Here is a 21,391-nt window from a genome sequence, read left to right on the forward strand (position 1 = left end):
TCGAGCGTACTCACTGAGTGCCTTGGCATCGTCCTGGGGCTGGTCCGCGCCTCCTAGTTCAACTAGGGCATCCCGCCACGCTGGTCGACCTAGCTCGACGTGGAGAGGCGTCGTGATCAAATCCATTCTGTCATCCACCGGCACTCGCCTGATCGGATCGTTAGAACTGAGCGCCACCGCACCGAGCACCACATTGTCGGCGCCGCCCCACACCAAACGCCGCGGAGTGGTCGGCGCATATCCGCGCCCGGCACCAGTCGCTAGTTCATCGATATCTCCAGACCGCATGAGCACGCCGATCGCGTCGTCGATCGCTGCGCGCAAAGTGTCTTCGGCGATATCCAGAGGACGATAAGCCTCCTTTATCCCGCTGGTGATGCGGCCGCGACTGACATACCCCCCCTCCCGGATTGCGTCGCGGATGTGCCTTAATACGCTGCCTAGTAGTGCCTCTTCAGTGTCGAGGTTTAGGACTTGCGCCCATAGTGAACTGTTGCTCATTCGTCGGAGCCGAGTGCCACAGCCGCCGCTATCGCATCATCCAGTTGTTCGCGCGACGATCGGTCGTGCGCCACTATGATCAGATGCGAACGAGCACGCGTCAGCGCGACATAGAGATCGCAAACCGTGAAGAGGCCACCGAGCCCCGAAAAATCGGCAAGCACGACCACGTCGGCCTCGAGCCCCTTAAAACTGCGCGCGGTCGTCACCAAGACACCGCGGCCCTCACGCCAAGTCCCAGCGTCTTCGACGAGCGCCACTCCGTCAACATCACGGACGTTTGCGAGTGGTCCCTTTCCTTTGGCCGTTGGACCAAGAATGGCGATTTGACGCGATGTGAGCCGGTGCTCTTTCAATAGCGAACGCAGTTCTCCGCGGATCAGTCCGGCGATCGATGCGGCGTTAGGGGGAGTAATGATCTTCGGAGGCCTCCCGAGGGGTGCCGTCTCGAACGGTAGGGAGGCTATATTGGTCGCGGCGGTGGCGCAGGCGACGATTCGGCGCGTGTTCCGGCAGTTGATGTCGAGTTGAAAGCGAAACGCACCCTTAATGGGCGGGTCCACCGGCTCACGACGTAGGCTTTGCGCTGTATCAAGAAATGCCCAAACCGGGCCGTTCTCCTCGAGGAGATACTCAAGCGCGTCCCACCAGCCGGGGGAAAAGTCCTGCGCCTCATCAACCACGAGTGCAGTAAACACCGGACCATCGCTATAGAGGTCCATCGCCGCCTGCGCGAGCAGATCGGGCGCCAGTTCGTCCCACCATCTCTGCGGCTGGGCGGCATTCGCGTTGAAATCAATAGCAGCCTCTCGGCAAAGGTCGGCCGCGAGGCGATGGAAGTTCTCAACCCTAATGCGCCCCCCATTCTCGACGAGTTCGTCGGCGAACTCTTCCCGAATCCACTTTGCAAGTTCCGAGTTGAAACAGGTAAACAACACTCTGTGGCCCGCGCCTGCGAACGACCTTGCGCGTTGCATGGCTAAGAGCGTTTTGCCGGACCCGGCGACGCCTTCGATGATCGCACGAGGATTGGTCTCGAACCCGCGCAAGACCTGGAGTTGCTGACGGGTCAGTCGGGCAAGCGTCGCCTCATTGGCGGACAGGCTCACACTGAGTGGTTGGTAGATCCGGAACTCTGGCGCCAGCGCCTTGCGCACCGCCTCAATATCTTCAATCGAGAGCTCAGGTTTGAAAGCGCCGTTGGCTTTATAGACCCGCGTCAATCCTGCCTCGAGGTCGGCCATGTCGTCGATCGATAGCACGGCCTCGAGCGGCAGATCCGTCGGCGCCTCCCCCTTGAGCACGCAGTGCGGGAACGCAACCGCTGTGCCCCAGGTCACACGCTCGACGAGTGCTTTCCCACATATCAGTTCGACACGCTTCCGCAGAGCCCATTTGCTTCGGGACGCCTGTCGAACCGGGTCTTTGATTTCTTCTACACCACTCCTCTTGCGCCGAAACCACCGACGCTGCCGGACCTCGATCTCGCCGCCCTTGACTTCAAGAACAAGCACGCCGTGCTTGCGGTGAAGGATCAGGAAGTCGGCCTCTCCCTCGCGAGCTGGGGCGCCGAGATCGTCACGGGCAGGATTTGCCCATGGGAGGGAATGCATTACGATGAAACCGGCCCCGAGGCTGGTTTGCATTGCGCGCGCGACGTCGGCCTCTGATCCATGCTCCATCGTGTCCGGATCGATCGGCGGGATAAACAACGCCATTAATCAATAACCTTCACAAATCTAGCCAGCACTTCAACTGCTGTGGCAGGCACCACCAGTTCACTTACGCATTCCATGTGCTGAGAGGCCGCTCGATATCGGATGCGCGTACCATCCGTGCCTGCAGGCTGCAGAATGCCAACCGTCCATTCCGCACTCGTCGATCCGAACGCTTTTCCATCGGTGCGGCGAAGCAGACAAATCTCAGTTTTGCCCGGTGCGTCGCTCAAAGGCCTGAAAAGACAAAGAGCGTCACTCGACACCGCGTTACCTTGACCATCTCCATTCTTGCCACTGAGCATATTTCCTTTGACCCGGAAAAGCAGATCGTTGGTCTCTGCACCAGCGACAGCGTATTTTTGCGTTCCGGAATCGCCGGCTAGATTGCCTGCGATGACCATCGACGCATCAAGCTCAGGCGTCCCGTTGGGATCGAGTGCGAGGGTGTTCACGCTTGTAGTCACTGGTCCGACAAGGGCGATATTGGTTGCGATCGGTAGGGCGCGCAGGACCATCAGGATGTCGACGGCCGCCACTACGTGGCCATTGGCGAGCGCCCGAGCTCGCGGCGAGCACGGCTCGCCGTCGATGAAGGGATGCGACAGGCAAATTATCCGGCCATCTTCCTCAACGAGCCCTCCGTCGACCCGGGTAAACTTCGCGTCGCTTTCTAGGAGGTCGCGACCCAGCCGGTCGAGCGCCTCGTCTTCACGTTTCGCCGCAATGCTGAGTGGTTGCCCGGCGAAACAGGCCTTCAGCAGATCACCGCCGATGAAGCGATCGAACATCGCATGATCGAAGCGGTTCTTGTACGACCGTAGGCATTGGTAGCAACTGTCGTCGCAGGTGCAGTCATCGAGGAGTTCGATTGCACGTTTGACCAACCGGCTCGGGTCTTTGGAGGCTGCCTTCACAAAGCCGGCGCCGCCGGCTGCCTGATCATAGAGATAGAGGTCAATGAACTGTTGATCGCAGCTAGCTGGAGCAAACCGGAAATCCCCATCAATATCGTTGGGCTCAAGATCTTCCAGTTGGCAAGCCGCGCGGCGGAGGGCTTCGACCGCTGACCGCGCTGCGATGACGGTGGAAGGCCGATCTGGATCAAACCGCCAGCCGGCCGGCAGCCCCAGACGAAACACCGCGACATCGGTCCTAAACTCGTTTCCGAGGACGATCTTCAGCGCCGAGCCCGTACACTGTTCGGGCTCCTTGGGGCGCCTAGGCCGTGGCCTGTCATGCGGCTGCTTGCCGAAAAGCTGTCGCATTGTGGGATCAAAATTCGCAGGCTCAATCCGGCCGCACTGCGTACAGTAGTTGAATGCGGGGTTCGCCGCGTCAAGGGATCCGCGATTGGTAACGACGAGATTCTTACTCTCGCTCCATGCCTCCCAACTCGTTCCCAGCGGCCAAGTCGCGCCACCAATGCGCGAGCCCGGCGTGAATGTCATGGAGTCAAGAGTCGCCTTTGTTGGGCGCAGACGCATCCCGGCGTCGAAATCCGGAGGGAGCGCGGTTATGGTCGGAGGATGCGAGAAGCCGGGTGGCCGAACCCAGCGCCGCGCTGGTCCCAATGTTGCCCGGCCGCTGCAGGCCGGGCAGTCGCGGGTCTGGTCAACATAGCCGTCGGACCAATCCAAAAGATCGGCGTAGTTGCAGACCCTGCACTGATAATAGAGCTTGCGAGCACGGTAGGCGTCGAGCCTGTCACTATCACGCTCGGCGTAAATGCCGAGGGACAGGAAGCGCTTGCCGTCGACCCAGACCTCGTGACCTGGCGCATATTGACTGAGCGCTGCGTTCAGTGCCTGCTGAGGAGAATATCGACGCTTGGGGCGCCAGGGATCGGTGTCGTCCTCAAAGACGCTGAAAGCGGCGACATCGGTCGGGAACGCATATTTGGGAAGCAATCCCTCGGCGAACAGCCGATCGAGGAGACGCCCATCTTTGACGGGAGGAACGTCCTCCTCGCTTCCGTCCTCCAAGATCTCATCCCCATAATCCTCGCCCTCCACAGCGGCGGGTACTGGCTCTGCCGGGATTTCTTCATCCGATTTGATAAGGGCCTCCTCGAGTACTCGCGGAAGGTCATTCAGGACACCCTTGGGGTCGAGCGCTGGGCAGGATTGCGTGAATAAGCGCTCGATGTCGCCCGCAAGCGATTCCTGATTGAGCGACAGCCAGGCTCGCAGCCCGGCCAGGGAAAAGTTGTCCTCAGCGCCGTTGACAAAATCGGAGACGGAGCCGAGGGACGAAAAGACGTCCGAGGCACTAGAGACGTCATCGATCCGATCTTGTTGGAAGCGGCCAATCAAGAACCCGAACGCTTGGCGCTTCGCAATAACCACGTTGTCGAGATTGAGGATCGGGTCTGGCGCTGGGCCCGCCACGATCGGTGCAGGGTCGCGATAGTAGGTCTGGTCGTGACTGTCCGCGCCGCAGAACATGATGACGGTCGAAAGCCCGGCGCCACGTCGGCCGGCGCGACCGGCACGCTGTTGGTAGTTCGCTCGTCCCGGTGGGACGTTCCGGAGGGCGACTGCGGTCAACCCGCCAATATCGATGCCAACCTCCATTGTGGTCGTGCAACTCAGGATATCGATCGGCGCACCCACCTGCCCATCCTGCTCGATTGGAATATCCTGGAATCGAAGTTCGTAGGCCTCGTTTCGCGACATCGCATTGGCCATTCCGCTATCGTTGAGAGCGGCCGAATGCTCCTCGGCGATCAGTTGATGTGGAGCATAACCGTCGGCGGGATCGATCAGCCTCTCCCACAGCCTGCGGAAAAACGCCTTTCTGCTCCGGAAAACTGGATCGTGCTCTGGGTCGATGGGATGTGCATTTCCGGTACAACTTGTGCAGCGGTTGCCGATCAGGGCGTTGCGTGGCGATACCGTGGTGCAGCGCTCGCAGCGAATCCACTGAGTGGCGGGATTAAGCTCAAGCGCGACTTTCGCACCCTGTACATAGAAATCGCCGGTGACATTCGGAGAGAACACATCGCGCAGCGCTGGGCCAACTGAACTGGCAAAGTCGCCTTTGAGCCATTGCTTGAGGCCGCGTGCTTCAAGCAGTGTTGTAAACTTCTTGGAGAATTTGCCATTCCATGCGCGGATGCCCGACGATCCGCGGCCCGTTTCGACATTGTCGGGGGTGTCACGTAATCGGATTGCATGCTTGCGCAGGGCCTGCCAAAGCCAGAGTTCGATAAGGGCAGCACGCGCCTCTTCATCATTCAGCCCAGGGATCGTTGGTAAGACGACCGCCTCATTCACCTTGTCCGCCTCGATCTTGGTCAGCTTTGCTTTTAGGGTTGCCAGGGCGAGAGGGAAAATGCCCGTGTGCTCGTCTTGCAGCACAGCGTAGAGGCTCTGGAATACAGAACGAGGCGTCTCAGCGCTGGTCTGGTTGGTGAGTTGCCGGAAATCTTCGGCGTCCGCGTCGGGGCTTCCGATTAAGACGACGGCGCGACGACCGGCTCGATCTAGCCGGCCATCTTCCGCACCAATCGGACGCAACCGTACGCCGTGACGGGCCCCCCCGAGGGCGATCGCGAGAGGAGCATCGTCGAGCGACGGGGTGAACGCAGGTTGCTTCAAGGCCGTCATGCCCGCCAGCAACAGCGGCCGAAGACTGTCCCGGAAGGAAAACGTCTTTAGAGTGCCGGCCAAGCGGGACGCTGTTTGGCGGCCGTCAGAAAACACCAACGCCTTTCGCCCTTGAAGAGGCGTATCGCTATCGGGTCTCGGCGGCTGCTCGAGGACCTGAACCGAGATCAGTTCCTGGAAGGGTTGCTCACCCTTGGTCTGAAGATCAGAGATTCCGTTTGAGGATGACGGGTCGCAATTCGCGCCGCAACGCGGGCATTTCTCGAATAGCTTTGGGTCGAGAAGGGGCGCGAGCCATACCTCTCGTACGAATGTGCCGCCACCGTCGATCTTTCCGGTTGCGAGATCTAGGTACACGGGCCGGACCGCCCCTGCCACCTGTGGCTTCGGATCTTCCAGACAAACGTGGACGGGCTCGATCAGACCGGTGTCACCGGCATAGGCATAGCCGTTATCCTGCCAGAGATGATCCGTCCCCGCAGGTGCTCCTATGTTAGCGCGCGCGACCGATAGTCCGCACGACCGGCAACTGTGAAGTTCAAGGACCTGCGATCCGCAGCCGCATATGCGGCGGGGCTCGGAGTAGAGCTTCCCCGTCGGCCCCCCGCGATAGGCGGCGTCGATTTGGTCGCAGTCGGGGTTCGCACAAGCCCACAGGCCGGGCAAACCGCGAAAAAGCATGTGGACACGAGCAGGCAGCAACGGCGGTTTGTCCGGTGCAGGTTTTGCGAGTGATGCCAATTCGAGCAGGGCATCGGTCGCCGAGACGCCGTTCTCGGTGTCGGTGAAGAGCGCGCCGGGCAACTCTGTCACGGCCCACGCGGCACCCGGCACATTGACGGGGTCAGCGGGATTTTCGGCACCGCTCGTAATATTCCGGAGCCGACCAACGACGGGAAGAGGCGCCAGAATCTCGTACAGAGCTGCGGGCAGATCGTCCGCGGCATTGCGAAAGCCTTCGGCATCCGCTTCTCCCAGCGGATATCGTCTCGCCACGCTGATCCGCCCCTGGGGGCATGAAACCGTGTCGACGATGAGAAACGGCTCCTGGGAACGCGCTTCGCCCTTAGCTTCTACTACGACCACTTCCTCAAGGCGGCGGCCGTGGAGATCGAGCCCACCCACCGCAACCGATACAGCCTCGGGTCCGCTGTCGATCCTTTTTAGCGTGACGCGGCTGCCGGATAGGTCAGAGCGCTCCGCCGCCAACGGCGCAACGACCCCGGAGCGCTCGCGAAGATCCGGCGAGTGCAGAGCATCCAAGGGTACATTGGCCAATTGGTGCGCCAGGTCCGCAGATCCCGCGCCTGCTACATCTACAGCATGTTTGCTGCCGATCAGCCGCCGAATGGCCTTAGACTCAAGACCGCAAAGCCCGGCTACGAATTCCTTCGCCCGCTCGTCATTCGAGAACGACGCGCTGGTCGCGATGAAGATAACGCGCGACGTAGACAGTCCCAGTCGGTCCAGCAGCCGGCGGATCAGATAGGCGACTTCCGTGCCATTCGCGCCTCGGTAGAGGTGCGCCTCGTCCAAGATCAGGAGGAACTTCTCCTCAGGATGAGCCTCGAAGTAGGTGCGGGTTTCTCCAAAAATTTCGCGCTCGAGCGGACGCAGGAGCATGTACTCCAGCATCGAATAGTTCGTGACCAACAGGTCCGGGCAGGCCTCCTGGATCTCGTGTCGGGTGAGCAACTCGGGATCGTCGAGTTGCTCAATCGCACGGGCAGGGTGGCCATTTGCATCCTCCCAGTGTTGACCGGAATTGCCGTACCAGTTCCGTAGGCCGTCATATGCGCCTATGAAACTGTCTGGCTTTCCCGGCCACCGGCCTTTTGCTCGGAGCGTCTCGACGAGTTCCTGATCCTTCGTGCTGCCTGCCCGAGCAGCGTCTTCGAGCTTCAGGTAATAGCCGAGTGTTTTCAGGCGGTCCCGATCGCGGTTCGCGCTCCGGAATCCCGGATAGAGCGTGCGCCCGGTGTAGCGCCCGAACTTCGCCGGTCGACCGCTGGCACTCTTGAAGGCCCGTCGCACCGACGGCGCACCGAACAGGTTTCGCAGGCGCCCCAACTGATCGTTGACCAGCGCGTTCATCGGGTAAAGCAGCAAGGCGCGCACCGCCCGCGTCCCAAAATGCGCTTTCCTGTTGAGCGCCTCGTCAGCGAGGCGCGCAAGCACAGGCAGTAGGAAGCTCTCCGTCTTGCCGGAGCCGGTGCCGGTCGTTACGACGATGCCACTTCCTGCCGCGTCCGAATGAGTCGTGTGTTCGAGCGCCTCGGCCTGGTGCTCATACGGTGGATTGAAAAGCAGATCCTCGGATTTTTCAGCTAGGTCGGTGAGGAAAGCGGACACACCCTTTGGCAGGGAGAGGTCCGCATATTTGCGGTGACCGGCATAGCTCGGGGTGCTTTCGATGAACGGTGTCTGCGCCACACCATGATCGGTCAGCAGCTTTCGCCGCAATGCGACGACCTTCGGATCAGAGAGATGATAGGTCGCCTCAATATAGGAAGCGAGCGCCTCCCTCATGTGCTCAATTTCAGTACGCACGTGCCCCCAGTCCCCCCGGTTTATGCAGCCCCTTTAGCTTTCGATTCTTTCCCGCCTGAGGCCAATGAATGTTACTCTAATTGTTCCTGGTTTCCCAATGCAGTCAGCAGGCCGGGCATAGGCTCGGTATCCAGACTGCGCTGCACGCTGTTAGGTCCGAGAACCTTCAGAGAGGCTATAGTCTCATCACGCCGAGCGCGACCATCCAGCCAGCGGCGCCGCCAAGCTGCAGATATAGCATCCGCAGAAGGCGCTTCGGTCTCGATAGATGACAAGCCCATCAGCGCGTCTCGCGCATTCGCGCCGAGTTCGCAGGCGTAGAATAGGCGCGGAGTGGCATGGTGAAGAATTCTGTCGCTTGCGATGCCTAGGGCGTCCAGCCCCTCTCTGATCTGTCGGAGACGTGGGCTTGTTCCTTCGCCAAATCGATTGTTCACTCGGCGAGAAGTGTGAAGGCTTTGCGCCATTAGCCGAAGGGCATGGGCGGTATCCTGGCCCAGATGCAGCGTACCAAAGCCGCCGGTCTTGCTCTGACCGATCGAGTCCCACCGCAGATCGTGCGTCAAACCTTCGTTTTGAATCGCCCTTAGGTTGAGCCTATTGTACTGACTCGATCCTACGCCATAGAGGCTGGTCGTCGTCAGGACGCACAAGTCAGCCGGTTTCGAGATCGCGCGTCCAGCCATCTGTGACGCTATCACACTGACCTGACCATTGTATCGTTTGGAATAGTGATCGCGGACCTCCTTGGACGCAAGCAAGAGGGCCACGAGCTTGCCGCCAAGCAGTTCGTTGTACGGAGCTATGGCTCCACAGATGCTCACGTCGGCCACTCGGCTGGAAAGGCCAGCCTTTCGAAATTCAGTCAGCGCGATGTCGATGGCACGCTGTCCGCTTCTTGCGGAAAAGAGTTGGTCGAGAGCGGAAGAGGGTTCTGAAGCGAGATTGGCCGCCCGAAACATTTGCTTTGCAAACAGCAGTTGGGCGAGCAGTTCGGCTCTCTTTCGCACGAAGAGCAGATCTTCGGAAGCTCTCACCCAGTCAGTATCTGCACCGTTCACCTTGACGGTACCACGCATAGGGCGAACCTGATCTCCCTCCTGAATGCTGGTTTGGTAATGTGCCCTTAATTCGAGATCCCGCGCATACGCCGCCCCGGACGCCTTTTGCTCGAGGCGCAGGATCGTATTCTCGCTTGGACTTTCGATCTCGTCCGGTCGCACCAAGTCGTCCCAACGGACCTCTCCAATCGACGCATTCAGTCGATCGAGGAGAGCCTCCGCAAGGCATGCAGGGTCCCACAGGCCTGACCGAAGGTTTTCCTCTGTCGAATCCCGCAACCAACCTATCCAGTGGTCTCGGGCGGAGAGCCGCATGACAGGACTCGCCAGCATCGCTATGCCCATGACGGGTCGTCCTGGCCGCGCGGCGTTTCTGATTAAAACCAGCAATTGGCGCCCAGGAATTGGACGATACTCGTGCGCCCAAGTATGACGGAAATATCGCCATATTTCGTTCAATTGTAGTCCCGTCTCTGAACATTTCGCTCCCGCTTGGCAAACCTCGACCATCGGATCGATCAATCGTGCGAGCGCCAGATCGCGTTCGGTCACTGGCAGTTGATTTATCGCTTCAATATCGCGTCCTAACGCTGCCCCATCGTCAATAAGATCGAGCACAGAACTTCGTACTCCTGGCTGTCGAGACGTCCGCCGCTCCATGCGTTTGATAAACTTCGCCACGGATGGTTCGGACAACTGGCGACGTCGAGCGACCTGAAGGGCAGATCGAATTCGAAGCTTGATATCGTCGACAGACTGGTCGGGGCTTGCCTCGATTCCCGGAGCTTCGAAATGAAGCCCATTTCCTTCGAATGCGACGTGCCACCCTTGATCCAACAGGTCCGCCACGAGCAGGCAGATCGCGCGTAACTTGCTGCTATCGCCCTCGTCCACGTATCTTCGAGCGAGTCTACGAAGACTCTGCGCGAAGCCGGGAGGGGTCGGACCAGTAAAGTTGAGAAGCTCGTGAAGTTCTTCACGTTCCTCGGGGGCAAGAAATGGGGTGAAAGGCCGTAACTTAGACCTATCAAGCTCATGTTGTACCATGTCTGCCCCTCTGTGACTGCCCATGCTTCCTCATTGTCATTTTTGGCTCCCCAGCGCCAGCCGTCGCTTGGCGAGCGCGCATCTCGGAAGCCCATTCTCTTAGCAGGTTGTCATAGTTGGCGGCGTGCTCAGCGCCATCAGTTCTTATCCGAGAAAGGATGTTCGCTAAGAGAGCATCTAGGGCGACCTCAGGCGCAAACTCTCGAACTACGCGATCAATCAGAACTTCTACGCCCATAGGGGCGGTGGGCTTGGTTGCGCTAGGTTTGCTAGGTGATGGACGGGACGCAACCGAGACGACGGATTGCGAGGCGGTCGTGCGCTTCGCTTTCGCAGAACGAACCTTTTGGCGGAGATGCTCTATTGCCTTGGGCATGCCTGCCGCTCGAAGGAGGTCCCACATTTCGCGCGAGAGTGAGATCTGTTGCTTCGCTGTAGTGACACCGAACGCCTCGTCTAGGCCTGCGGAGAACTCGATTTCCACGCGGATGTATCGATCGTTGTTGACGAATGTTGTCCAAGGCGTCCGGCCATGAATGTCCACGATCCGTCCATTTCGGCTAAAGATGATGCCGTGATAATGCTTCAGGATGGAGAAACGTGGATTGGCGTTGATGCCAATTGCATCCCGATTCTTATCGATCGCGCCAAACGAAGGGGGCAGCCACGCATACCGCAGCGTAACCGACCCGCGTGCATTACCCAGTTCACCATCTACCGTCAAAGTAACCGGATCGAGCGCATGAGATCGATCTTCGTCGAGGGCAAACAGATCGGCGCTAGGAGACAGAAAAAGCGGGTCTATTGGACGCACCTTTTCTCCATCGATGTAGAGTGCCGTAGCCCGAAGCAACTTGTGATAGGCGACCCCGAAATGCCGGACCAGATTGCGACGCAGGCCCGTAGCAGTGGTCCAATCCAGGCGGTCCAACTTGTCTATAACCACGACCGTTCCGGACTTCCAGCCGCCGGGATGGTTCTGCGCGAGTGCGTTGCTAACAAATTCCGGCAAATCGGCGCGACATGCTGGCGGGATTTCTAATTCGCCGTCGATGTTCCGATACGCGTCGTTGTCCAGCAGATCAAGATCAAGGGTCACAACGTAAATTTGGCCCCGTTCAACTTTTGAATAGATCGAAAAGCGGCGGCCCATGCTGACGGTCGCGCAGGGAAGCCCGTATCCAAATCTTCCCAGGCCTTCGCGGTCATTCTCTCTGTGGGTCCCGCCCCACATCATGGCGAACCGCAACATTGCAGATGACATTCCGTGTCCATCATCGACAACTGCCAGTTGGGTGGGTCTAGAGGCCGATCTATCGGCGAAATTGAAGAGAAGATCGATCCTTTCCGAATAAGCTTGAATCGAATTGTCGACGAGTTCTGCTAGGGCCTCTAAATTGCTCTTGTATCCGATATGCCGTATGCCGCGGATGAAGGCTTCTGGGACGAACAGGCTCAAGGTTTGATCGCGTGCTTTTACCTCAGTGTAACGTTGTTGCGCCGCGATAATTTTGCGAGTTCTGTCTCCACCGTCCATATCTTCCCCCTATGTCCGTGTTGTTTCCCAAGCTAGCACGAAATTCGTGGAGCGGTTGACGGGCATTTTCGATCTGAAGATAGGGCCAGATCTTGTGCCCCTTGGCCGGTCTCGAGGTATTGGGCTTCTGATAAATCGGCATCAGGCCCATGAGCCGCATCAGCCGACGCACGCGCTTCTCGTTTATCACGTGACCTTCATTGCGCAGGTGCCAGGTCATCTGCCGGACTCCGAAGAAGGGCGTCTCCAGAATTGCTCATCGATCCTGCGCATCAAGGCAAGGTTGATCTCGGTCTCGCCTTTCGGCGTGTAGTAGAACGAAGAACGCGAGAGCGACAGCAACGTGCACTGCTTTCCAATCGAAAGAGCGGGGTGGTCGGGTTCGATCATCTCTCGCCTCACTTCCCGCCCCAAGGCTTGAGCTTTCTGGACAAAAAATCGTTGGCGACAGCCAGCTCTCCGATCTTGGCATGCAGATCCTTGACCTGTTCATCGTCAATCTCAGGCTTTTTGCGTCTGCCACGTTCGAACACACCAGGCGCCCCTTCGAGCAACGCCCGTTTCCATTGGTGGATCATCGTGGGGTGGATTCCGAACCGGCTCGCCAATTCCGATACCGTCTCTTCGCCCTTCAAGGCTTCCAGGGCGACCTTCGCCTTGAACTCGGGCGAATGCTGCTTGCGTTTCGACATCTCTGATCTCCATCGTCGAAGACCAGCAGACAACAATTCGTAGCTTACGTCAGCGTCCCATTTTCGGGGAGTAGCTCAGATCACCGCATGGACAAGACTGTCGTCATCTATACCACACCGACCTGTCCCGACTGCCATGCGCTCAAGCGTTGGCTGGAGGTGTCAGGTATCCCATATGATGAACGTGACCTGACCGACGTGACGATCATGGAGGAAGTCAGGGCGAGGACCGGGGTGCGTGTCGCACCCATTACCTTCGTGGCCGACGAATTCTTCTACGGCACGTTTACAAGCCAGCGGCCGAAGATCGCGGCGGCTCTCGGCTTGAGTGCGGATAATGCGGAGAAAGGACAAGACGGATGAATATTGGTGAAGCATCCCAGGCGTCGGGGGTCAGTTCCAAGATGATCCGCTATTATGAACAGACCGGCCTGATCCCGAAGGCGGCGCGGCGCGACAGCGGCTATCGCGATTATGACGATGCCGACGTCCACCGTCTGCGTTTCATTCGCGGGGCGCGCGATGTCGGCTTCACGGTCGAGCAGATCGGTGAACTCCTCGCTCTGTGGAGCGATCGCGAACGAGCAAGCGCCGACGTGAAGGCGCTGGCGCTCGGTCATGTCGACGCGCTGAAGCAGAAGCAGGCCGAGATCGCCGCCATGATCGCAACGCTGGAAAATCTCGCCAAACGTTGTCATGGCGATGATCGGCCCGACTGTCCGATCATTGAGGGACTGGCCGAAAGCGACGGCCTCCTGACGGCAAAAGCCAAGCCCCGCCGCTTCGGTAAGGTGGATGAATTGCGAGCGTAACAGGAAGCGTCGAGACAGGAGGTCGGATACTGCCATGAGCAACATCGAACGGGTAGACGTCGCTATCGTCGGTGCGGGCACCGCCGGGCTTGCCGCGTTGCGCGAGATTCGCAAGCGGACGGACGATTTCGTTCTGATCAATGCCGGGTCCTACGGCACGACCTGCGCCCGCGTCGGGTGCATGCCATCCAAAGCGCTCATCGCCGCGGCCAACGCCTTTCATGCACGAACCCGGCTCGACGAGTTCGGAATCCGTGGCGGCGAAGCGCTCGTGGCCGACATTCCCGCGGTCTTGCATCGTGTGCGGGTGCTGCGCGACCACTTCGTTTCCGGCGTTTTGAAAGCGACGGAGGATCTGGGCTCGCGCAACATCGCGGCCCATGCGCGCCTCGACGGCCCAAACCGGCTGATCGCCGGCGAGCACGTCATCGAAGCGAAGCGGATCGTGCTGGCGCCGGGATCGAGCCCGATCGTGCCGGAACAGTGGCGCGCGTTCGGCGACCGGATCATCACTTCGGACACGCTGTTCGAGCAGAAGGACCTGCCGCGGCGGATCGGGGTGGTCGGCCTCGGCGCGATCGGCGTAGAGATCGCGCAGGCTCTGGCGCGGCTGGGGATCGAGGTCTACGGCTTTGACGGCGCCGACCGGATCGCAGGCGTTTCGGACGAGAGGATTGCACAGGTCGCACAAGACCTGCTTGCGCAAGAGTTCGCTATTCATCTCGGGGCGCAGGTCGAGCTTGCAGAAGCCGATGACGGGATAGAGATGCGATGGGATGGCGGCAATGTCGTCGTCGACAAGGTCATCGCTTCCGTCGGTCGGCGGCCGAATCTGAAAGGACTGGGACTTGATACTCTCGGCGTGCCGCTCGATGACAAGGGCATGCCGGAGGTCGACTCAAACACGATGCGGATCGGTGACACCACAATCTTTCTTGCTGGAGACGCCAACGGGCAGAGGCCGCTGCTGCATGAAGGAGCCGACGACGGCCACATTGCCGGGCTTAACGCCACCAGCGAAAATCCGATCCATCTGTCCCGCCGCATCCCGTTAAGCGTCGTATTCTCCGATCCGCAGATCGCCTCGGTCGGCCAAAGGGCGGGGGAACTCAATCCCAGGACGATCCTGACGGGCGAAGTGAGCTTCGCCCGTCAGGGGCGCGCCCGCACCATGCAGGAAAATTACGGGCTGCTCCGGCTCTATGCTGCGCGTGAGAATGGACGGCTGCTCGGAGCCGAGATGGTCGCACCGGCAGCCGAGCATATGGGCCATCTCCTCGCCCTGGCGATCGGCCAGAAGCTGACGGTCCACGATCTTCTCCGGATGCCGTTCTACCATCCGACCCTGGAAGAGGGTTTGCGAACCGCGCTCCGCATGATCGCACGCGAACTGCCACCATGCAGCATATCCGATCTTGCCGGCTGCGGGCCGATCGGCGTCGAGGCGCTGGAGTAGCAGGAACGAAGTCAGGCCGCAGTCTGCATGCGGGTGGGCTGCGACGTAATGGTCGCCGCAGCCCGCATCGTCAAAGGCCTGAAACCTTGCGCTGATGCAGGGCCTCACGCTCCGGCCAGGTGCTTTTGATATAGTCCAGCACGGCGCGGATGTCGTCATCGCCGAGACTTTCGCCGAAGCCGATCATGTCGCTCTCATAGCCATTGCCGACGAGTGCGGCGGTTCCGAACTTGGTGATCGCGAACAACTGCTCATCGGAATGATGCCAGGTGTGGCCGCTCGCATCATGCGGCGGCGCCGGCAGGCGGCCGTTGGAGCCCGGCGACTTCCAGTCCGGCTGGCCTTCAAGATCGACGCCATGGCAGCTCGCGCAATTGTCGGCGTAGAGCGTGCGCCCGAGCGCGATCCGTTCGACCTGTTGCGCGGGCGATGCGCCCCCGCCGGTGCTGCGCCAACCCCAGATGCCTGCTGCGACCAACGCGACGGCAAGAAACAGAAATCCCGCCTTTTTCATGCCGTCACCTGGAATTCGGTCATCATGCCGGTTTCCAGATGCGGCATGTGGTGGCAATGCAGCATCCAGCGGGCGGCTTCTCCCGCATCGAGCGAGACGGTCACCATCGACATCGGCGGCACATAGACCGTGTCGCGCCGCGCCCCGTCGACCTTGCGGCCGTTGATGTCGACGACCTGAAAGACATGGCCGTGCAGATGCATGGGGTGGCCCATCATCGACATGTTGTGGAAGCTGAGTTGCACGCGCTCGCCGGTTGTGGCGACGACGGGGCGATGCTGGCCCCAGACGGCGCCGTTGATGGTCCAGACATAAGGATCCATCGTGCCCCCCAGCATGACCATATGGCTGCGCTCGACCGAGCGCTCGGGCAGGCCGTGCAGAGCCTCAAGCAGAAGTTCCTGCGACAGGTCGGTGTCGAAGGCCGGCGCCTCCTGCTCCGCCAGCTCGGGAATCTTCGTAATCTGCGCCCCTGCAGTGGCCAAAACGATGCCGGTGCGTTCGCGGGCGCCTTCACGCAGGGCAAGGATCGGCCAGCTTCCGGCCTCGTCGGGTAGATCGAGTTCCAGATCCAGCCGCTGGCCCATGGCGAGGCCGAACCTGTTGCCGTCAAGAGGCCGGATGTCATGGCCATCAACGGCAATCAGCCGGGCAGCGGCCTTGCCGGTATCGATCCAGAACACGGTCGCGGCGGCGGCGTTGATGACGCGCAGCCGGACGCGGCCACCGCGCTCGACCCTGACGATTTCGGGATCGGCCAGCGTGCGATCGTTGGCCAGATAGGCGTCCCAGTCGTAGTCGTTGAGGTCCATCTCCATCCCGGCCATATCGCCCATCATGCCCGGCATCATACTCCGCATCATGCCTTGCATGCCGCCGCCCATGGCGTCGTGGTTCATGGTTCCATGCCCCATCGCGCTATGATCCATTTCCTTGGTTTCCGTCGCCGGAGCCATCGAATGGCCTGCGCCTTTAGCCGGTTCATCATGGGTGCCACCGCTGCCATGAGAGCCCCCGCCATGGCCCTGCTTGATCTCCGCCATCACCTCCTCCGGACTCTTGAAGGCAAAATCGTGCAGGAACAGCGTCACTTCCTGTCGGTCGGCGGCGACATCCTGCGCGCTGCGCACGATCAGCGGTGCGGCAAGCAGGCGTATCTCCTGCATGGGTACATGGCTGTGCATCCAGTAGGTGCCGGCCAGCGGCTCGAAATCATAGGATCGGGATTCCCCGGGCTTGAGCATCGGCCTTGGAATATCGGGCACGCCGTCCTGGATGTTGGGCGGAATCTGGCCGTGCCAGTGGACCAGCGTCGGCTCCGGAAGGTTATTCGTCAGGTCAACCCGGAACCGCTGGCCGGGATCGAGCACAAGCCCCTGGCTGGTCGGGCCGGCAAGGCCGAAAACCGTGGCTGCGCGCCCGTTGACATCAAGCACGCGGGTGGTGGCCGCCAACCGGATCGGGGCGGGAAGCTGTTGTTGGGCAAAGGCGGGTAATTTCGCTGTGGCAAGGGCAGCGGTTCCTGCGGCCAGAAAGCCGCGACGGGTCATAGTCATGTTTCACATCCTGTTGCGGGGCAGGCTGTCGTCTAGGAGCGTGATCATGCCCCAAAAGTCTGCGACTTATCGGGGTCATGCTCCAAGCCCGCCTTACCAATATCGATACGTCAGGCGCACTGCCTGCCGGTGGCTACAGAAGATGAAGTCTGGGAGGGTGTTCGGGCAGGGCCGGCTTTTGCCCCGCCCCGAGCCGGGCGCGTTCGAGCAGCCACTGCGAATCCACGCGAGCCATCAGCCTCACGCCATCCGCGCCCGACAAGGCCGCAGGCAGACTGATGCAGGCAATGGCGCATTGTTTGAACGACGTTTGGCATCCGTCGTCGCTGCGTGCCGGCGCGGCATGATGCGCGGCTTCGGATGGGCCGTTCATGGCGGCGGCCATCATTTCCGAATGCATGCCGATCTGGTTCGCGAGCGCCTGCACCGGTGCCGCAAACAGCGAGAGCATAATCAGGAAAGAGGTGAAGACACGCAGCATGATGCGCAACTATACAACCTGTCGCCTGGATGCCAACCATCGGGCAGTCGTTGTGACGCCCGGCCGCAGGTTCCGACTTTGGTTGTCGAAAGACGGCAACCATTTAGAAATGGACTGTATCCCTATTATTAGCGAGCCGATTCACCTTTCGCTATCCGGCGGAAGCCGCCGCTGGCAACGCCGCCCATAGCACAAGATTAAGCTCGTGCCTGAACTGTCGTGGTGGATGCTCATCGGGGATTGTTCAACATGATCGGGTGTTCTTCGCTTATTCAGGCGTCGGCCAGCCGGCCGTCGCGCAGGTGGATCAGGCGGTCGAAACGGTCAAAAATCTTCTCGTCATGGGTGACGGTGACGATGCAGGCTTCTTGCTCAGCGGCAAGCTTGCGCAACAGGTCCATCACCAGCCCGGCCCGTTTGCTGTCGAGTGCGGCGGTCGGTTCGTCGGCCAGGATGATGCGGGGCCGGTTGGCCAGCGCCCGCGCAATGGCCACTCGCTGCGCCTCGCCGCCCGACAGGAGTGCCGGTTTGGCCGCGGCGCGGTGGTCGACTTCGAGATAGCCAAGCAGATCGCCGGCACGCGCCCGACCCTTCTCAACCGACCAGCCGGCGAGGTCGAGGACCACGGCGACGTTCTCCTCCGCGGTCAGGAAAGGCAAAAGGTTATGAGTCTGGAAGATGAAGCCGATCTTGTCGAGCCTGAGTCGCCGCAGGTCGCGCCGCAGCCATTGCCCGTCGAACACCGTCTCGCCGTCCAGCGTCACCCGGCCCGCCGATGGCGCCAGGATACAGCCGATGACGTTGAGCAGCGTCGTCTTGCCCGAACCCGATGGGCCGAGCAGCGCGATCACCTCGCCGGCATGGACTTGAAGGTCGACGTCGCGCAGCGCATCGACGCGGGTTTCGCCCTCGCCGAAATGCTTGGCCACACCCCTCACGTCGATCAGGATTTCGCCGTCCGCCATGTCAGCTTCCCAGAGCCGTGGCGGGGTCGACCTTCATCGCCGCCCGTACGCCAAGGCCCGAGGCGGCGATGCAGACGGCGAAGATGATCCCGGCCAGCATCATCACGTTGAACGGTTCTAACACCACCCGGCGCGGGAAATAGTCCTTCACCGTCAGGATCAGCACGAGGCCGATCCCCCAGCCTGAAGCGCCGAGAATCAGCGCCTGCTGCACGATCAGCCCGATGATGGTGCGGTCGGGCGCGCCGATCAGCTTCAGCGTGGCGATCTGCTTCAGCTTCTCCATCGTCATCGTGTAGATGATGAGCGCGATCACCACAGCCGAGACGCTGAGCAGGATGGCGAGAAACAAACCGATCTGTCGCCGCGCCAGATCCACCACCGAGGAGACCAGAATCTCCTCCTGCTCGGCTTGGGTCAGCGCCGCCAGATGTTTCCACTGCCGCACGGTCGCGGTCAGCAATTCGACATCCGCGCCCGGCGCTACCCTTGCGATCACGGCCGCGACCGAAGCGGACTTGACCGAAACGGCGCCCCGCGCCGCCTGAACGCGCTGGGCTGCGGGATCAAGCTCGGTCTGCAATGCCATCGCGTCGGACAGCGTGATATAGACCGCTGGATCACCGCCCGCGTTCATTGCCCCTTCGACCAGCCCGACCACGGTGAAACGGTTGCGCCCGAGACGGATCGTCTCACCGGTCAGAAGACCGGTCTTGCGGTCTGCCACCAGTTCGAAATGGCTAGTGCCGATGCCGCGCCCTTCGACGATACTCTGCGGGCCGCCGGGATGTCCCGGCTCATAGCCGATGACGTAGAGCCGAAGCGAAGCGCCGGCATGGGAAGCCTCGATGTTCTGAAAGTTGATCGCACCGGCCTCGGCCACGCCGGGCATGCGCGACACCGCATCGCGCGTGGTCAGCGGGATGTTCGAGGCTTCGGCGAACGGGCCCTTGGTGCCGCTCTCGACCACCCAGACATCCGCCGCCGGGGCTTTCACGACCGCCAGTGCGTCGGCGACAAGGCCGTTATAGATGCCGATCATCGACAGTACGACCGTCATCAACAGCCCCAGCCCGAAACAGGTGAGGACGAAGCGGAACAGTCCGTGGCGTATATCCTTGAGAGCAAGGTTCATGGCGTGGTCCTGGTCCGCGCCCGCCGCCCCTCGGTCGCGCCTTGCGGTATCCGGGCGACGATGGCGGCATCGTCCGGCAGACCGCCCGTGACTTCGACTCGGCCACGATCATCGCGCGCGCCGAAGGTCAGTTCGGCCTGCTCCAGCCGTCCGTCCCGCACCAGCCAGACCCGGCCGCGATGCCCGTCGAAACCGGTGATCGCCACCTCGGGCACCATCAGCGCACTGTTGCGGTTGCCGGTGGTGATGCGCACCTCGGCCTGCTCGCCGAGATACATCGGCTGGGGGCAGTCCGTGCAGGTCAGCCAGATCCGGCGTTCTTCGTTCACCCGGTCGCTTTCAAGCCCGATGCGGGCGATGATGCCCTGGAACTCAGCCTGCGGCTGCGAGCGCAGCCGGATCGTGCCGGGCTGGCCAAGCGCAAGCTGGCCGGCGCGCTCCTCATCGACATAGGCCTGGATCCAGACCGTTTCGGGAGCGATCAGGGTGAAGATCGGGTCGCCGGCCCGCACCACCGTTCCCGCTTCGGCATGGCGCGTGATAATCACCGCGTCATAGGGTGCGGTCAGCCGATGACGGGCGAGAAGGACCTTCTCCTGTTGCAGGGCGGCCGCCGCATCCACGCCCTGAGCACGGATCACCGCCACATCCGCCTCGGCGACCGCAAGATCGGCACGGGCCACATCTTCGTCGCGCTGCGCTTCCTCGGCGCGCTGGATCGAGGTCACATCGCGCTGCGCTAATCCCTGCTGACGTTGGTTTGCCGCTTGGCGCTGCGCCAATACGGTGCGGGCACGCGCCACCGTGGCCTCGGCGCGGGCGAGGGCGGCGACATTGGCCTCGACCGCGGCGCGGGCGCGGGCGGTGCGCGCCTCCTGCTCGGCTGGATCGAGGGTCGCCAGTTCCTGCCCCCTGACGACCCGGTCCCCGACGTCGGCGGCCAGCCCGGTCAGGGCAGCCCCAACCTCGAATCCAACCCGGCTGAGAATCCGTGCCTCGACCGAGCCGAGGCCGTAGATGCGCAGGGCCACATCCTGCTCGGGCTGCACCACGCTGACCGAGAGCGGCCGCTCGGTGAGGAACAGCACACCCGCGCCCAGCACCAGAACCGCTGCCACCGCACCGAACATCCACCGACGCCGCATGGCCTAATCCTCCTTCGCGGCCAGTAGCCGCAATTGCACGTCGAGGAGTCGCTTTCCTTCCCCGATCAGGGAGAAGTTGCGCGCCCCGAGCGACCAGCGGATCGCCATCCCCTGCACCAGCGACGTCAACAGAACGGCGGCATCCTCCGGGGCGACTTCGCGGCGCAAGAAGCCAGCGTCCTGACCGCGAGCCAGTTCGGCCACGATCAAACCCTGAAACTTCATCAGCAGGCCGCGAAAGGCCGCACGCAAATCCTCATTGCCGACATTCAGCTCGCGCGAGAACAGCAGCATCGGCAGCGCCGGTGTGGAAACAATCTGCCTCAGTTGCGCGGCCATCAGCGCCTTGACCCGGTCGATGGGGCCATCAGTCCCAGCCAGGGCCCGTTCCCATTCCATAGCCAGTTCCCCGGCCACTTGATCCGCAACGGCAAGCCACAGCGTGTCCTTGGTCGGGAAATGCCGGAACAGGGCCGCCTGGCTTACTCCGACAGCTGATGCGGCAGCACCTGTCGTCACCCGATCCGGTCCGATCCGGTCGGCGAGGTCGAGGACGGCGGCGACGATTTCGGCCTTGCGCAATTCCGCGGATTTTCGCATAAAACACCTAGTA

At 61.2% G+C, this 21,391-nt stretch carries 17 protein-coding genes; 3 read left to right on the plus strand and 14 right to left on the minus strand.

Features of this window, described 5'->3' with window-relative positions; all coding sequences use genetic code 11:
* Positions 1-497 precede the first annotated feature (497 nt).
* From IT40_RS00670 to IT40_RS00685, 7 genes are all read right to left on the minus strand, one after another.
* On the minus strand, positions 498-2,219 hold the full coding sequence (locus IT40_RS00670) for a nuclease-related domain-containing DEAD/DEAH box helicase (RefSeq protein ID WP_036749165.1): 1,722 nt from the start codon (positions 2,217-2,219) through the stop codon (positions 498-500).
* Positions 2,219-8,377, minus strand: a complete 6,159-nt coding sequence (locus IT40_RS00675) for a DEAD/DEAH box helicase (protein WP_147307256.1) — start codon at positions 8,375-8,377, stop codon at positions 2,219-2,221. The genes IT40_RS00670 and IT40_RS00675 overlap by 1 nt, the downstream gene beginning before the upstream one ends.
* A 71-nt stretch (positions 8,378-8,448) precedes the next feature.
* Positions 8,449-10,332: a Druantia anti-phage system protein DruA gene (locus IT40_RS27170; protein WP_208021292.1), complete on the minus strand. Its 1,884-nt coding sequence runs from the start codon at positions 10,330-10,332 to the stop codon at positions 8,449-8,451.
* Between the two features lie 139 nt (positions 10,333-10,471).
* Positions 10,472-12,022: an ATP-binding protein gene (locus IT40_RS27175; protein ID WP_084196758.1), complete on the minus strand. Its 1,551-nt coding sequence runs from the start codon at positions 12,020-12,022 to the stop codon at positions 10,472-10,474.
* On the minus strand, positions 11,967-12,242 hold the full coding sequence (locus IT40_RS30710) for an IS3 family transposase (protein ID WP_084196759.1): 276 nt from the start codon (positions 12,240-12,242) through the stop codon (positions 11,967-11,969). Before IT40_RS30710 ends, IT40_RS27175 begins: the two co-directional genes overlap by 56 nt.
* The gene (locus IT40_RS27185; protein WP_157034043.1) at positions 12,239-12,412 is read right to left on the minus strand and encodes a hypothetical protein; all 174 of its coding nucleotides are present in this window, start codon (positions 12,410-12,412) and stop codon (positions 12,239-12,241) included. The genes IT40_RS30710 and IT40_RS27185 overlap by 4 nt, the downstream gene beginning before the upstream one ends.
* Before the next feature lie 8 nt (positions 12,413-12,420).
* The gene (locus tag IT40_RS00685; RefSeq protein ID WP_036749174.1) at positions 12,421-12,714 is read right to left on the minus strand and encodes a transposase; all 294 of its coding nucleotides are present in this window, start codon (positions 12,712-12,714) and stop codon (positions 12,421-12,423) included.
* Between the two features lie 87 nt (positions 12,715-12,801).
* Between IT40_RS00685 and IT40_RS00690 the strand changes: the two genes are divergently transcribed.
* The 3 genes from IT40_RS00690 to IT40_RS00700 are packed head-to-tail and all read left to right on the plus strand — an operon-like array spanning position 12,802 to position 14,982.
* Positions 12,802-13,077 carry a glutaredoxin family protein gene (locus tag IT40_RS00690; RefSeq protein ID WP_036749177.1) on the plus strand — a complete coding sequence of 92 codons (276 nt, stop codon included), beginning with the start codon at positions 12,802-12,804 and terminating at the stop codon, positions 13,075-13,077.
* Positions 13,074-13,526: a Cu(I)-responsive transcriptional regulator gene (cueR, locus tag IT40_RS00695; protein WP_036749180.1), complete on the plus strand. Its 453-nt coding sequence runs from the start codon at positions 13,074-13,076 to the stop codon at positions 13,524-13,526. Before IT40_RS00690 ends, cueR begins: the two co-directional genes overlap by 4 nt.
* A 34-nt stretch (positions 13,527-13,560) precedes the next feature.
* On the plus strand, positions 13,561-14,982 hold the full coding sequence (locus tag IT40_RS00700; RefSeq protein WP_036749183.1) for a dihydrolipoyl dehydrogenase: 1,422 nt from the start codon (positions 13,561-13,563) through the stop codon (positions 14,980-14,982).
* 70 nt (positions 14,983-15,052) lie between these two features.
* Here IT40_RS00700 and IT40_RS00705 read toward each other — a convergent pair whose 3' ends face one another.
* The 7 genes from IT40_RS00705 to IT40_RS00735 form a co-directional block, all read right to left on the minus strand.
* Complete coding sequence (locus IT40_RS00705) at positions 15,053-15,496, minus strand: c-type cytochrome (protein WP_036749186.1); 444 nt, start codon at positions 15,494-15,496, stop codon at positions 15,053-15,055.
* Positions 15,493-17,052 carry a multicopper oxidase family protein gene (locus IT40_RS00710; protein ID WP_036749189.1) on the minus strand — a complete coding sequence of 520 codons (1,560 nt, stop codon included), beginning with the start codon at positions 17,050-17,052 and terminating at the stop codon, positions 15,493-15,495. Before IT40_RS00710 ends, IT40_RS00705 begins: the two co-directional genes overlap by 4 nt.
* A gap of 133 nt (positions 17,053-17,185) precedes the next feature.
* A complete protein-coding gene (locus IT40_RS00715; protein ID WP_024845335.1) occupies positions 17,186-17,542 on the minus strand; it encodes a PLP-dependent aminotransferase family protein in 357 nt (118 codons plus the stop codon).
* Between the two features lie 263 nt (positions 17,543-17,805).
* A complete protein-coding gene (locus tag IT40_RS00720) occupies positions 17,806-18,498 on the minus strand; it encodes an ABC transporter ATP-binding protein (protein ID WP_036749192.1) in 693 nt (230 codons plus the stop codon).
* Between the two features lies 1 nt (position 18,499).
* Positions 18,500-19,633: an ABC transporter permease gene (locus IT40_RS00725; protein ID WP_036749195.1), complete on the minus strand. Its 1,134-nt coding sequence runs from the start codon at positions 19,631-19,633 to the stop codon at positions 18,500-18,502.
* The gene (locus tag IT40_RS00730; RefSeq protein WP_036749198.1) at positions 19,630-20,778 is read right to left on the minus strand and encodes an efflux RND transporter periplasmic adaptor subunit; all 1,149 of its coding nucleotides are present in this window, start codon (positions 20,776-20,778) and stop codon (positions 19,630-19,632) included. Before IT40_RS00730 ends, IT40_RS00725 begins: the two co-directional genes overlap by 4 nt.
* 3 nt (positions 20,779-20,781) lie before the next feature.
* Entirely contained in the window at positions 20,782-21,378 is a 597-nt protein-coding gene (locus tag IT40_RS00735) for a TetR/AcrR family transcriptional regulator (RefSeq protein ID WP_036749201.1), read from the minus strand.
* Between the last annotated feature and the right edge of the window lie 13 nt (positions 21,379-21,391).

The organism is Paracoccus versutus, assembly GCF_000763885.1.
Classification (GTDB): domain Bacteria; phylum Pseudomonadota; class Alphaproteobacteria; order Rhodobacterales; family Rhodobacteraceae; genus Paracoccus; species Paracoccus versutus.